This window comes from Nitratireductor sp. GISD-1A_MAKvit, from assembly GCF_040819555.1.
In the GTDB taxonomy this organism is placed as follows: domain Bacteria; phylum Pseudomonadota; class Alphaproteobacteria; order Rhizobiales; family Rhizobiaceae; genus Nitratireductor.
In genome coordinates this window covers 2024573-2038020 of sequence record NZ_CP161920.1, presented here as the reverse complement: position 1 = coordinate 2038020, position 13448 = coordinate 2024573, and the positions used below count along the sequence as shown (strand labels likewise).

General features: G+C 58.9%; 10 protein-coding genes and 1 pseudogene. 6 read left to right on the top strand and 5 right to left on the bottom strand.

What is annotated here, in order from left to right; genetic code table 11:
• Positions 1-76 precede the first annotated feature (76 nt).
• Positions 77-244: a 50S ribosomal protein L33 gene (gene rpmG, locus AB2N04_RS10985; protein ID WP_007008183.1), complete on the top strand. Its 168-nt coding sequence runs from the start codon at positions 77-79 to the stop codon at positions 242-244.
• Positions 245-782: 538 nt separating this feature from the next.
• Here the strand turns inward: rpmG and AB2N04_RS10980 are convergent.
• Both AB2N04_RS10980 and AB2N04_RS10975 read right to left on the bottom strand, forming a co-directional pair.
• Positions 783-2147, bottom strand: a complete 1365-nt coding sequence (locus tag AB2N04_RS10980; protein ID WP_367714541.1) for a PleD family two-component system response regulator — start codon at positions 2145-2147, stop codon at positions 783-785.
• Positions 2148-2189: 42 nt separating this feature from the next.
• Positions 2190-2561: a response regulator gene (locus tag AB2N04_RS10975; RefSeq protein ID WP_367714540.1), complete on the bottom strand. Its 372-nt coding sequence runs from the start codon at positions 2559-2561 to the stop codon at positions 2190-2192.
• 227 nt (positions 2562-2788) lie between these two features.
• Between AB2N04_RS10975 and AB2N04_RS10970 the strand changes: the two genes are divergently transcribed.
• From AB2N04_RS10970 to AB2N04_RS10960, 3 genes are all read left to right on the top strand, one after another.
• On the top strand, positions 2789-3073 hold the full coding sequence (locus AB2N04_RS10970; protein ID WP_367714539.1) for a DUF3572 domain-containing protein: 285 nt from the start codon (positions 2789-2791) through the stop codon (positions 3071-3073).
• A gap of 21 nt (positions 3074-3094) precedes the next feature.
• Positions 3095-3748, top strand: a complete 654-nt coding sequence (locus AB2N04_RS10965) for a hypothetical protein (protein ID WP_367714538.1) — start codon at positions 3095-3097, stop codon at positions 3746-3748.
• 169 nt (positions 3749-3917) lie between these two features.
• Entirely contained in the window at positions 3918-5210 is a 1293-nt protein-coding gene (locus tag AB2N04_RS10960; protein ID WP_367714537.1) for a DNA polymerase IV, read from the top strand.
• A gap of 109 nt (positions 5211-5319) precedes the next feature.
• Here the strand turns inward: AB2N04_RS10960 and dnaE are convergent, their stop codons facing one another.
• The 3 genes and pseudogenes from dnaE to AB2N04_RS10945 form a co-directional block, all read right to left on the bottom strand.
• A complete protein-coding gene (gene dnaE / locus AB2N04_RS10955) occupies positions 5320-8844 on the bottom strand; it encodes a DNA polymerase III subunit alpha (RefSeq protein ID WP_367714536.1) in 3525 nt (1174 codons plus the stop codon).
• Between the two features lie 92 nt (positions 8845-8936).
• Complete coding sequence (locus AB2N04_RS10950) at positions 8937-9629, bottom strand: HAD hydrolase-like protein (protein ID WP_367714535.1); 693 nt, start codon at positions 9627-9629, stop codon at positions 8937-8939.
• Between the two features lie 11 nt (positions 9630-9640).
• A pseudogene (locus AB2N04_RS10945) lies at positions 9641-11654 on the bottom strand (acetyl-CoA carboxylase biotin carboxylase subunit).
• Between the two features lie 196 nt (positions 11655-11850).
• Between AB2N04_RS10945 and AB2N04_RS10940 the strand changes: the two are divergent.
• Positions 11851-12978, top strand: coding sequence for an S-(hydroxymethyl)glutathione dehydrogenase/class III alcohol dehydrogenase (locus tag AB2N04_RS10940; protein WP_367714534.1), 1128 nt, complete (start codon positions 11851-11853; stop codon positions 12976-12978).
• Positions 12941-13447, top strand: coding sequence for a YaiI/YqxD family protein (locus tag AB2N04_RS10935; RefSeq protein ID WP_367714533.1), 507 nt, complete (start codon positions 12941-12943; stop codon positions 13445-13447). Before AB2N04_RS10940 ends, AB2N04_RS10935 begins: the two co-directional genes overlap by 38 nt.
• Position 13448: the final 1 nt, after the last annotated feature.

The following is a 13448-nucleotide window of genomic DNA, read 5'->3' as shown; positions in this document are numbered from 1 at the left end:
CCGCCAGACTCTTTAAGCGCTGGTGGAGAGATTCCACTGCCGCGCATTGGATAAACACCAGCAACGGACGAAAGACATGGCGAAGGCCACGACCATCAAGATCAAGCTCCAGTCGACGGCCGATACGGGATTCTTCTACGTCACGAAGAAGAACAGCCGGACGATGACCGACAAGATGACCAAGCGGAAATACGATCCCATTGCCAAGAAGCACGTCGAATTCAAGGAAACGAAAATCAAGTAGTTTTCTGGAAAGTGCCTGTTCAGAAACGCCGCCGTCGAGCGGCGTTTTTTGTATGAAATATTTCTGGCATCTTACGTTGCACCGTCACGGATCGAGAAACGTGGGCTGGTAAAGCCTATGTCGGGAAAGAGATGGGGGCCGGCCGGCAAACTGGCAGCGGTACGAGGAGGCCACTGTTCACCAGCGCCGGCCGACCGACCCCACGGACCCAGGAGATGCGGCGGACCTGAGCATCATGGGGTATATCAGACTGAGCATTCCAGACTGGAATGCTCCGTCACGCCGGTTCTATAGGCGCAGAGATTTGCGCACAGCCACCACAAAATCAACACTTACTTAACCATCGCGCGCATCTGTCTGTTGTTAGGGTTAAATATGGCCCGACGCGTGCTGGAAGTCAGCCCTTTCATTGGAAGAGCGAAGGTCACCTTTTCGTGGCATGTTCGTGATCTTCATGCTGATCAATGTGACAATACCAAATATTCGCATCCGTTAACCCGCCCTGATGTTGACCTGGTGCAGGCAGCAAACCGGGAGATCAGGCCGCAGGCGCAACCACGCAATTGCGGCCAGCATTCTTTGCTTCGTAGAGAGCAAGATCTGCGCGCTTCAACAGCTGTGCAGCGTCATCAAGCGTACCCATGCGGGAAACCACGCCCACACTGGTGGTAACAGGGATGGCATTCTTGCCGCCATCCACCGTAAAGGGTTCGTTCGCGATGGCGACCCTCAGTCGCTCGGCCACCATCTCTGCAGCCGCCCTGTCCGTATCCGGCATGGCGACAACGAACTCTTCTCCACCAAACCGGCAGATGAGGTCGATGCCGCGTATGTTCTGTCGCAGACGATCAGCAAATTCACGCAGAACGTCGTCCCCCCCCTGATGACCCCAGGCATCGTTGATCGATTTAAACCGGTCGATGTCTGCAATCATGAGCGAGAGGGGCCGCTGTCGGGCAACGGATCGCGCTATAAGCCTGGGCAAATGGGTGTCGAGGTAACGTCGGTTGTGAAGCCCGGTCAGCGGGTCCGTCACCGCCATCTGGAAACTTTGGCTGACGCTCGAACGCAAACGATCATTGTAACGCTTGCGGCGTAGCTGTGTGCGCAACCGGGCGACCAGTTCCTGAGGGTCTACGGGACGGGTAACATAATCGTTCACACCAAATTCAAGCGCGCGCTGAAGCACAGTCCCGTCGCCAATGTCGGCAACCAGCATGACGGGGAGAAGGCGTGTCCGGTCCAGAGCACGCAACTGAGCGCATAGACGCAAGGGATCATAGTCCGAATAGCCAGTGGTCACGAGAACGCACTCGTACCCACCTTCCGCGGCCCGGAAGAGGCCCGCCTGAGGATCATCCTCAACGTCGAGGCTGAAATCGGCCTTCAACATCCGGCCAATGCAAGCCGAGGATGCACTGTCGTCGTCGATCAGGAGAATGGCTGGCGCAGCACGCCGTTCGTCTTCCAGACCGTTGTCAAAACCGGCATTGTGGGCGATGGCCGTGCGCAGGCGTAGCTCGTCGGTAAGCATTTTCAGCCGGGTCAGGCTCTTCACCCGTGTAAGCAGCTGAAGATCCCCAACGGGCTTGGAAAGGAAATCATCCGCCCCCGCTTCCAGTCCTTTCACCCGGTCAGCGGTTTCATCCAACGTCGTAACCATGACGACCGGTATGTGCTGCGTTGCAGGGTCCTGCTTCAGCCGGCGGCATACTTCAAAACCGTCCATCTCCGGCATGACGACATCGAGCAGTACAATGTCCACCTTGCCATCAGCGCAAACCCTGAGCGCTTCGGCCCCGCTATGTGCGCAGACGACCTCGAAATATTCCGCGAGAAGGCGGCTCTCCAGAAGCTTGGCGTTGGAGGGAACGTCATCGACAACAAGCACACGCGCGGTCATCCCCGGCTCCTCACAAACTTTGCTGGGAGCGCGGCCCGGGCATCAGGCATCTCCCAGATAGGATTTGATGGTCTCGATGAAACTGGGAACCGAAATGGGCTTGGAAATGTAGGCTTCGCAGCCCCCCTGACGAATGCGCTCTTCATCCCCCTTCATGGCAAACGCCGTGACGGCGATTACCGGAATGGTGTGCAGATCGTCATCTTCCTTCAGCCACTTCGTGACTTCAAGTCCGGAAACCTCGGGAAGCTGGATGTCCATCAGGATAAGATCGGGACGATGCTCCCGCGCCAGGTCGAGCGCCAGCAGACCATCGCGCGTACGCACCGTTTCGTAACCGCTTGCCTCGATAAGATCGCGAAAGAGCTTCATGTTGAGCTCATTGTCTTCGACGATCATGACTTTCTTCGACATCAAACCCCGTCCCACTCAACCCCGCTGAGACCAGGTGACGCGGGTTGCCTATCGCGGAACCCTCCGACAGCGGAATTTCAAACACCACCCTTGCACGATTTGATTTATGAATCGGTAATAGATGATGACGAATCGTAGCTTTTCAGAATAGCGGCACTGGATCCACGCGCAATTCATTCCATTGAGAATGTCCACCTCCACCCAATTTGAGATCATGAGGACACCAAATGCAACGCGAGGAATCTGAATCCATCGCCGTATCCGCCCTTGCCTTCATCGCGGCGGACGAGAAACTACTGCCCCGGTTTCTGTCGTTGACGGGAATTGAAGCAGAGCAGATCCGCTCGGCGGCCGCAGAGCCGGGATTCCTCGCTGGCGTGCTGCAGTTTATTCTCGCCCATGAACCGACCCTGTTGCGCTTTTGCGAGGAAAGCGGCATTCCCCCCGAGCAGGTTGCACGCGCACCACATGCACTGCCGCACGGCAAGACGGAATACGACATTCAGCCCTGATCAGAACTGGACTTCGCACACATGAGCATCGACCCGGAAACTTCCAGACAGATCGAGGAACTTTCGTTAAGCCACGATCCCCTTCTCGTGCTTGACGTCGATGACGTGATCTTGGAATTTATCCGTCCGTTTCCCGATTATCTGCAGACACGCGGTTTCCAGCTGAAACTGGAGAGCTTCGGTCTCAACGGCAATATCATCGACCTCACATCAGGCAACCGGGTCTGTGACGACACCGTGGCCGAACTCGTCGATGCCTTTTTTGAAGTGCAGCATGATTGGCAGAAACTTGCGGAAGATGCATCCGAAACCATCGCAGATCTGTCGCGATCGAGCCAGGTCATCCTCCTGACGGCGATGCCCCATCGCTTCCGGCAGACACGGCGTGCTTTGCTCGACCAACTGGAAATGCACTATCCCCTGCTGACAACCGAACGCGCCAAGGGACCGGCGATCAAGCGGTTGCGCGGAGACCATCCCCGCCCCGTCGCCTTCGTCGACGACATGTATTACAATCTCGTATCCGTACGAGACACGGTGGAAGAGGCACACCTTTTTCATCTGATGGCCGACAACTCGGTGCGTTCGCTCATGCCGCCTGTGCCCGAGGGTATTGTCGCCGTCGAACACTGGAAGGAAGCGGGTGAGAAAATTACCCGGTCACTTCAGATTTAAGCCCCGGCTTCGCAGCAACCTGCAGCGTCCCTGCATCCGGCTTGATTGTGAAGGATCAGATGAACAGGACGAGGCCTCTCCCCTTCTTGCAGATGTCAGCAACACTCGGCTTGTGCGCCAGGGACGTTTCAAGTAACATGAATATTCACTTTATGTTCGTGAAGCACGAATGGCCGCCAACGCACCCATGCCCGGCATTTGCCGCGACTGTCTGAAATCGGCGCGGGGCGCTGTCAGGCGTTGCCCTGCCTGTGGGAGCCCCCGGCTTTCCAGGCACCCGGAGCTTAATGGACTTTCGCTCGCGCATATCGATTGCGACGCCTTTTACGCTTCAGTCGAAAAACGCGACAACCCAGCCATACGTGACAGGCCCGTGATCGTTGGCGGAGGCAAGCGGGGTGTTGTTTCCACCGCCTGCTACATTGCCCGTATCCACGGCGTTCGCTCCGCCATGCCGATGTTCAAGGCGCTTGAGCTGTGCCCGGAGGCGGTGATCATAAAACCGGACATGGAAAAATACGTCCAGGTCGGCAGGCAGGTACGCTCGATGATGGAAGCGCTCACGCCGATGGTCGAACCGCTTTCCATCGATGAGGCATTTCTGGATCTGGCCGGCACGGAAAAGCTGCACGGTGCCCCCGCAGCCACGGTGCTCGCGCGTTTCGCCAGACAAGTCGAGGATGAAATTGGCATCAGCGTTTCCGTCGGCCTCTCCTACTGCAAGTTTCTCGCCAAGGTCGCCTCGGACATGAACAAGCCGCGGGGGTTTTCGGTGATTGGCCGCGAAGAAGCCGTGAAGTTTCTGGAAGCCAAGCCCGTATCACTGATCTGGGGAGTGGGAAAAGCCTTCGCTGCAACCCTGGCGAAAGATGGAATAAAGTCCATCGGTCAGCTTCAGCACATGGAACGCACAGACCTCATGCGGCGCTATGGCAGCATGGGAGACCGGCTTTATCACCTCTCGCGCGGGTTGGACGAACGCGGTGTAAAACCACGCAGCGAGGCCAAGAGCGTATCTTCCGAAACAACCTTCAACACCGATCTTTCCCGCATGGATGAGCTCGTGCCTGTCCTGCGCGCCCTGTCAGAGCGCGTTTCGGCTCGCCTGAAGAAATCCGACATCGCCGGACGGACCGTGACCTTGAAGCTCAAGACGGCCGATTTTCGGCTGCGTACACGCAATCGACAGCTGGGAGACCCCACACGTCTTGCCGATCGCATTTTTCACACCGGACTCGATCTTCTGCAAAGAGAAATCGACGGGACACGCTTCCGACTTCTGGGCATTGGTGTAAGCGACCTGACCGATGCCGCCAGAGCGGACCCTCCCGATCTGGTGGATCGCCTTTCCCACAAGCGCGCTCTCGCCGAGGGCGCTATCGATAGCCTGCGGGAGAAATTCGGTCGACAGGCGGTGGAGACGGGATACACATTTGGCAAGGGAAAAGCCGGTGGCGGTTGATCCGCGGGGCTGTTTTTGCCAAGCAACCGGGCGGTTGCCGACCGGCGGTTTGGGGTGCCTGCCGTCCGCCAAGCGATCGATCCCTGCGTGCGAGGGCGCCACTCAGCCGTTAAACCAGCTCCACATCCACCACACCGGAAACCGCGCGCATGGCCGCTGCTATCTGTGGTGAGATGCGGTATCGGTTGGGCAACCCCACCTCTATCTCCCCCTCGCCACCGTTCTTGATGACGACCAGGCTAACCTGCGCATCACCACGCTGGGTGAGTTGCGAGGAGATCGCCTGAAGCGGTTTGGAATCACGCAGATAGATCCGCAACGCTTTCTGCATCCGACAGGCCTCCTCCTCAAGGGATTGCACCCCCTGAATGCGAAGGTTGACACCTTCAGGTCGGTTCTCCGCCCCCACCATGATGACCACGGAGGACCCTGCTTCCAGAAGCTCGCGATATTGTGCAAGCGCTTCAGAAAACAGCACCGCCTCATACTGCCCCGTGGCGTCGGACAGCTGGATGATCCCCATCTTGTTACCGGTGCGCGTGCGTCGCTCCTGCTTCGAAGTCACCGTTCCAGCAAGGCGCCCGGCGGTTGCTCCGCGTTTTACCGCAGCCTGAAAATCCGCCCAGTTCTGCACCCGCATCTTCTCCAGGATTTCAGCATATTCATCCAGCGGGTGCGCCGAGAGATAACAGCCGACAACCTGGAATTCGCGATGGAGCTTGTCTGCAGCAGACCATGGCTCCACCACCGGCAGATGAATTTTCTGCGGTTCTCCGCCACCTGACATACCGAAAATGTCGCCCTGCCCCATCGCAGCGTCTTCTGCAGCGCGTGCAGCCATGCCCATCAAACGGTCTATGCCACCGAACAGCGCCGCCCTGTCATGCCCGAAACAATCGAAGGCCCCCGCCTGGATAAGGCTCTCGAAGACCCGTTTGCCGACGATCTTGGGATCGATACGGGCGCAAAAATCCTCAAGGCTTTCAAACTGTTTTTCATTGCGCTTTTCAACAATGTGCTCGACCGCCGCATCGCCCACGCCCTTGATTGCGGCCAAGGCGTAGTAAATCTTGTTATCGCCCACTTCGAACGGCCGATGGGATGTCAGAACCGAAGGCGAAACCACCTCGATGCCAAGCCGCATGGCATCGCGCCGGAAATCGTTGAGCTTGTCCGTGTTGGCCATGTCGTAGGTCATGGACGCGGCCAGGAACTCGACCGGGTAATGCGCCTTAAGATAGGCTGTCTGATAAGAGACGATGGCATAGGCGGCCGCATGCGACTTGTTGAAGCCGTAGTCGGCGAACTTGGCCAGAAGGTCGAAAATGAAGTCGGCCTGCTGTTTGGAAACACCGCGCTCAGTCGCGCCCGTCACGAAGATGCCGCGTTGCTTTTCCATTTCGGCACGGATCTTCTTGCCCATGGCGCGGCGCAGAAGGTCCGCTTGACCGAGCGTGTAGCCAGCCAGCTCCTGCGCGATCTGCATCACCTGCTCCTGGTAGACGATAACGCCCTGCGTTTCCTTCACCAGGTGGTCGATCTTGGGGTGAATGGAGGCAATCTCTTCCTCACCATGCTTGCGCGCATTGTAGGTGGGAATATTTTCCATCGGACCCGGACGGTAAAGCGCCACAAGCGCGATGATGTCCTCGATCCGGTCCGGCTTCATGCCGATCAGCGCCTTGCGCATGCCCGCCGATTCCACCTGGAACACGCCGACCGTCTCACCGCGCGAGAGCATGGCGTAGGTGTCCGGATCATCAAGCGGAATGCGCGACAGATCGATCTCGATCCCACGCCGGCGGATGAGCTTCACCGCCGTTTCCAGAACCGTCAGCGTCTTGAGGCCAAGAAAATCGAATTTGACCAGCCCCGCCTGTTCCACCCATTTCATGTTGAACTGGGTGACCGGCATGTCGGAGCGCGGGTCGCGATACATCGGGACGAGCTCCGAAAGCGGCCGGTCGCCGATCACGATGCCGGCGGCATGCGTCGAGGCGTGACGGTAAAGGCCCTCAAGCTTCTGGGCATAATCGAGAAGCGTGCCGACGATCGGCTCCTTCTCCACTTCCTCGGCAAAACGCGGCTCATCCTCGATCGCCTTGGGCAGCGGTGTGGGATTGGCCGGGTTAGACGGCACCATCTTGCACAGCCGGTCCACCTGCCCGTAAGGCATCTGCAGCACGCGCCCCACATCGCGCAGCACGGCGCGGGCCTGCAACGTACCGAAGGTGATGATCTGCCCCACCTGATCGCGGCCATACTTCTCCTGCACATAGCGGATCACCTCTTCGCGGCGGTCCTGACAAAAATCGATATCGAAGTCGGGCATCGACACGCGGTCGGGATTGAGAAAGCGCTCGAAGAGAAGCGAGAAGCGCAGCGGGTCCACATCCGTAATCGTCAGCGCATAGGCGACCAGCGAGCCGGCGCCCGAACCACGCCCCGGCCCAACCGGGATATCCTGCGCCTTGGCCCATTTGATGAAGTCCGAAACGATCAGGAAGTAGCCCGGAAACTTCATCCGCTCGATAATGCCAAGCTCATAATCGAGCCGTTCGACATAGGTTTCGCGGGTATATCCCTCCGCAAGCCCCTGCGTCTCCAGCCGGTGGTTCAACCCTTCATGGGCCTGGCGCCGCAGTTCATCGGCTTCCGCCTGTAGTGCGGCTTCGGCATCGGCGGCGTCTGCCCCCGTAAAGCGCGGCAATATTGGCGGATGGGTCTGCGTGAAATAGGAACAGCGCCGGGCGATCTCGATGGTGTTGTCGACGGCTTCGGGCAGATCGGAAAAGAGCCGCGCCATCTCGGCCTGGCTCTTCAGATAATTGTCTGGCGTGAGTTGTCGACGGTCATCCATCGCGATGACTGCGCCTTCGGCGATGGCGATCAGCGCGTCATGAGCTTCAAAGTCGTCACGGGCGGGGAAAAACGCCTCATTGGTGGCAACCAGCGGCAATTCATGCTTATAGGCAAGTTCGACAGCGGCCGCCTCCAGGGCCCGGTCATAGCCCTCGAACCGCTCCAGTTCCACATAGAGCCGGTTGCCAAAACACTTTTTGAGGAAAAGAAGCCGCTGCTCGGCAACCTCCGCCCGGTCAGCCTTGAGTGCAGCCCCGATGGGCCCGCGTGGCCCTCCTGTCAGGCAAATGATGCCAGGAGCAAGCTCGCTGAGCCATTGGGTCGTGATGTGGGTGGCTTCGCCCGGTTCGTTTTCCAGATAGGCCCGGCTGACCAGGCGCACCAGATTGGTATAGCCCTCCTCTGTCGCGGCTATCAGAACCAGTGGCTCGTATTGCGCACCACCGCCTTTTCGGCCATTGCCGCGACGAGCCTCCGCCAGCGCATCCTCAAAGGCGCAATCAAGCTGGCATCCGACAATCGGCTGCAACCCTTCCTTGGATGCCTTTTGCGAAAACTCCAGCGCGCCGAACAGATTGTTCGTATCGGTAATGGCTATCGCGGGCGCTTCGTCCTTCAGTGCATGACCGATGATCTTGCCCAGCGGCAGCGCTCCCTCAAGGAGGGAATAGGCCGAGTGCACTCTCAAGTGGATAAAAGGTCGCTCGGGCCTGTTTCGTTCACGCTCTGCTGCTGCAAAGATCGGATCGCGCAAACGCCTGTCGCTCGCCATGAATATGTGCCGCTCGATTTTTGAAGACTCAATGCTTCATTGTCCCGCATCGGGCAGAAAGGGTAAAGGCCCGCAAACCATAGCACACGGCTTTATGACGATAAGACGGGCTCAACCGCAAGACTACCGTCAATTGCAGATGCGAGGTCGACCGGTCTCTCCACGATCGCCACCGCTCCCGCCTCTTCAAGCTCCACCCGGTCGCCAAAGCCCCAAAGAACACCGATAGCGGGCACGCCGTTCGCCCTGCCGCCGACAACATCGTGGAGGCGGTCACCAATCATCACAGCGTTCATCGCGTTGATCGGTTCACTGGCAAGAATGTGCCGGATCAGATCTGCCTTGTTGGCATTGGTTCCGTCGGGTGCCGAGCCATGAATGGCGTGAAAGAACTCCGACAGTCCGAAATGCGCGATGATATCCTTGCTGTAGGCTTCCATCTTCGAGGTGGCAACAGAGAGGAAATGGCCTGCACCCAGGCAGTGAGCGAGCACCTCCCTTATGCCCGGAATCAGCTCGTTTTCGAACTTTCCCACGCGCTGATATCGTTCGCGGTAATGCCCCACCGCTTCCCATATACGGGCTTCATCATCGGTTTCGAGGAAGGCGGCGAAAGTCGTTTGCAAAGGCGGCCCGATGTGAGATCGGATTGCATCATCGTCGGGAGCTCTGCATCCCATCTTCTCCATCGCATGCCGGATGCAATTTGATATACCCACGAACGGGTTTGTCAGCGTGCCATCGAGGTCGAAGAGCACCGCTGCACGGTTCTCACTTTGCGCCATTGGGCGAACTCCTATTCGAATTCCATGATAACCGCATCAACCGCAAGACTATCGCCCGGCGCGGCCTTGATCCTGGACACTCTGGCGTCGCGCTCTGCGCGCAGGACATTCTCCATCTTCATTGCTTCGACCACCGCGAGAATTTCACCGGCCTTGACTTCCTGACCTTCCGTGACAGCGATGGAGACCACAAGGCCCGGCATGGGACAAAGCAGCATTTTCGACGTATCGGGCGCTTCTCTGACGGGCATGAGACGGTCAAGCTTTGCAATGCGTGGCAGCATGACACGGGCATCGGCCGAGACACCCTGCCAGGCAAGTTTCACACCATTCAGGATGGAGCGGACCTGCACGCCAACGGCACGGCCATTGACATCCCCCTCCCAGACCGGCTCTCCCGGTCGCCAGTTGGAACGCACCGTGAGCGGTTCGCCACCGTCAATTCGGACGTCCATCTCCAGCGGAATGGAGATCATGCCCTCGACAAGGCTGACCGACAGATAATCATCGTCCAGCCGAACAACCCAGTCACGCTTCAATTCGCCCGAATGCGGGGCCAGACGCCCGGTCAGACGATCCAGCCGATCGCGCCGCAAAAGCTCTACTGCCAGCGCCACCGCTGCCAGTACCGCACGCTCGCCCGCCATCGGTGACGGCGGCAGGAACCCGTCAGGGAACTCCTCGGCAATGAAGCCGGTCGACAACCGACCTTCGCGCCAGCGCGGGTGGCTCATCAGCGCGGAGAGAAACGGAATATTGTGCTCGATCCCGTCAATCACGAACCGGTCCAGTGCCTCGCCCATGGCGTTGATCGCGTCCAGGCGTTCGGGCGCCCAGGTGCACAGTTTGGCGATCATCGGATCGTAGAACATCGAGATCTCGGAGCCCTCGGCAACGCCAGTGTCGTTGCGAAGCACCGCGTCCCCGAAGCGCCCTTCCTGCGGTGGGCGATACCGTGTGAGCCGGCCGATAGAGGGCAGGAAGTTACGCACCGGGTCCTCGGCATAGATGCGGCTTTCAATGGCCCACCCATTGAGCTTAACGTCCTCCTGACCGAAGGAAAGTGTCTCTCCGGCCGCCACCCGCAGCATCTGCTCCACCAGGTCGATACCGGTGACAAGCTCCGTCACCGGATGCTCCACCTGGAGGCGCGTGTTCATTTCCAGAAAGTAGAAATTTCGGTTCTTGTCGACGATGAACTCAACCGTCCCAGCACTCTGATAATCAACAGCTTTTGCAAGCGCCACCGACTGCGCGCCCATGGCTGCACGCGTCTCGACATCGAGGAAGGGTGATGGCGCTTCCTCGACAACTTTCTGATTGCGGCGCTGAATGGAGCACTCACGCTCGCCCAGATAGAGGCAGTTGCCATGTGCGTCGGCAAGCACCTGGATTTCGATATGCCGCGGCTCTTCCACGAACTTTTCGATGAATATTCGGTCATCGCCGAAGGATGATGCCGCCTCGGATTTAGAGCGTTCGAAACCCTCGCGCGCTTCGTCATCGTTCCAGGCAATCCGCATGCCCTTGCCGCCGCCGCCTGCCGATGCCTTGATCATCACCGGATAACCGATCTCACCGGCAATCTTCACCGCATGTTCGGCGTCTTCAATGAGCCCCATGAAACCGGGGACGGTTGAAACCCCGGCCTCTGCAGCGATCTTCTTCGACGTTATCTTGTCGCCCATGGCCTGAATGGCCTTCGGCTTGGGACCGATGAAGACTATGCCTTCCGCCTCAAGCTTCTCGCAGAAAGCGGCGTTCTCGGAAAGAAAACCATAACCCGGATGCACGGCCTCTGCGCCGCTCTGCTTGCAGGCAGCGATGATCCGGTCGCCGAGAAGATAGCTCTGATTGGCAGCAGCCGGGGCCGATATGAACCGCCTCGTCGGCCAACTCCACATGCACCGCATCCGCATCGGCATCGGAATACACCGCGACCGTGGCGATACCCATCCGTTTTGCTGTCTTCATGACCCGGCAGGCGATTTCACCGCGGTTGGCAACGAGGATCTTCTTGAACATGAACGGTGTTTCCCCCCAGCAAACAGCTTTGCCATTGTTCTATGGCCTTGCACGGTCGCGCTCAAGCGTTTCCCGACCATGATGCATGAGAAGCGGGTTTGTCAGATTGCGTCATCCTGTGTCCGGTTCGGACTTGCGGGACATAACAATTCCTGAAACTTTCGTCGCAGATTCCGGACTTGCAGGAGAACTGTCCATGAAAACCCGCGCCGCCGTTGCCGTTCAGGCAGGAAAACCACTTGAAATCATGGAGGTAGACCTCGAAGGTCCACGCGAGGGCGAGGTGCTGATCGAGGTAAAGGCGACAGGCATCTGCCACACGGACGAATTCACCCTGTCGGGTGCCGACCCCGAGGGCATTTTCCCGGCGATTCTCGGTCACGAAGGCGCTGGCATCGTTGTGGATGTGGGCCCCGGCGTGACAAGCCTCAAGAAAGGCGATCACGTGATTCCGCTTTACACGCCCGAGTGCCGCGAGTGTCCCTCCTGCCTGTCGCAGAAGACCAATCTGTGCACGGCCATCCGCTCCACCCAGGGTCAGGGCCTGATGCCCGATGGCACGAGCCGTTTCTCGATCAACGGTGAAAAGCTCCATCATTATATGGGTTGTTCGACCTTCGCGAACTTCACCGTTCTGCCGGAGATCGCGGTTGCCAAGGTCAATCCGGACGCGCCCTTTGACAAGATCTGCTACATCGGCTGCGGCGTAACCACGGGCGTTGGCGCGGTCATCAACACCGCCAAGGTGGAGATCGGCTCGACGGCCATCGTATTCGGCCTCGGCGGCATCGGCCTCAACGTGATCCAGGGCCTTCGGCTTGCCGGCGCCGACATGATCATCGGCGTCGACCTGAACAACGACAAGAAGGTATGGGGTGAAAAATTCGGCATGACGCATTTCGTCAATCCGAAGGAGGTTGGCGAGGACCTCGTGCCCTATCTCGTCAACATGACCAAGCGCGGCGCCGACCAGATCGGCGGCGCCGACTACACGTTCGACTGCACGGGCAATGTCCACGTAATGCGTCAGGCGCTGGAAAGCGCGCATCGCGGCTGGGGGGAATCCATCATCATCGGCGTCGCCGGTGCCGGTCAGGAAATCTCCACCCGCCCCTTCCAGCTTGTCACCGGGCGCACCTGGAAAGGGACCGCCTTCGGCGGCGCGCGCGGCCGCACGGACGTGCCGAAGATCGTCGACTGGTACATGGAAGGCAAGATCGACATCGACCCGATGATCACGCACACACTTTCGCTCGACGAGATCAACAAGGGTTTCGACCTCATGCATGCGGGCGAATCCATCCGCTCCGTGGTGGTTTACTGAGGCCGTAGCCTTGCCAACCATCTATGTGGACGCCGATGCCTGCCCGGTAAAACCAGAAGCAGCCCGTGTCGCAGAGCGGCACGGGCTGGTCATCACCTATGTCTCGAATGGAGGATTGCGGCCCTCGCGCGATCCCATGGTGCGGCATGTGGTGGTGCCCGGCACCGCCGATGCCGCCGACGACTGGATCGTCGAAAATGCAGTGGCGGGCGACATCGCCATCACGGCGGACGTGCCGCTTGCTGCACGGCTGGTGGAGCGGGAAGTGCATGTGCTTGGGCCCACCGGCCGGCCCTTCACCCCCGAAACCATCGGCATGGCGGTTGCCATGCGCAACCTCAAGCAGGATCTACGCGAATCTGGTGAGATCAAGGGATACAATCCCGGTTTCACCGCTCGCGACCGCTCCGATTTCCTCCAGGCGCTCGATCGCACAGTGCGGCGCGCCCTGAAAGAACAAAGGGACTGAA

Coding starts and splice junctions, on each gene's coding strand:
- rpmG (WP_007008183.1), top strand. CDS start 77: ATGGCGAAGGCCACGACCATCAAGATCAAGCTCCAGTCGACGGCCGAT.
- AB2N04_RS10980 (WP_367714541.1), bottom strand. CDS start 2,147: ATGACCGCGCGTGTGCTTGTTGTCGATGACGTTCCCTCCAACGCCAAG.
- AB2N04_RS10975 (WP_367714540.1), bottom strand. CDS start 2,561: ATGTCGAAGAAAGTCATGATCGTCGAAGACAATGAGCTCAACATGAAG.
- AB2N04_RS10970 (WP_367714539.1), top strand. CDS start 2,789: ATGCAACGCGAGGAATCTGAATCCATCGCCGTATCCGCCCTTGCCTTC.
- AB2N04_RS10965 (WP_367714538.1), top strand. CDS start 3,095: ATGAGCATCGACCCGGAAACTTCCAGACAGATCGAGGAACTTTCGTTA.
- AB2N04_RS10960 (WP_367714537.1), top strand. CDS start 3,918: ATGGCCGCCAACGCACCCATGCCCGGCATTTGCCGCGACTGTCTGAAA.
- dnaE (WP_367714536.1), bottom strand. CDS start 8,844: ATGGCGAGCGACAGGCGTTTGCGCGATCCGATCTTTGCAGCAGCAGAG.
- AB2N04_RS10950 (WP_367714535.1), bottom strand. CDS start 9,629: ATGGCGCAAAGTGAGAACCGTGCAGCGGTGCTCTTCGACCTCGATGGC.
- AB2N04_RS10940 (WP_367714534.1), top strand. CDS start 11,851: ATGAAAACCCGCGCCGCCGTTGCCGTTCAGGCAGGAAAACCACTTGAA.
- AB2N04_RS10935 (WP_367714533.1), top strand. CDS start 12,941: ATGCGGGCGAATCCATCCGCTCCGTGGTGGTTTACTGAGGCCGTAGCC.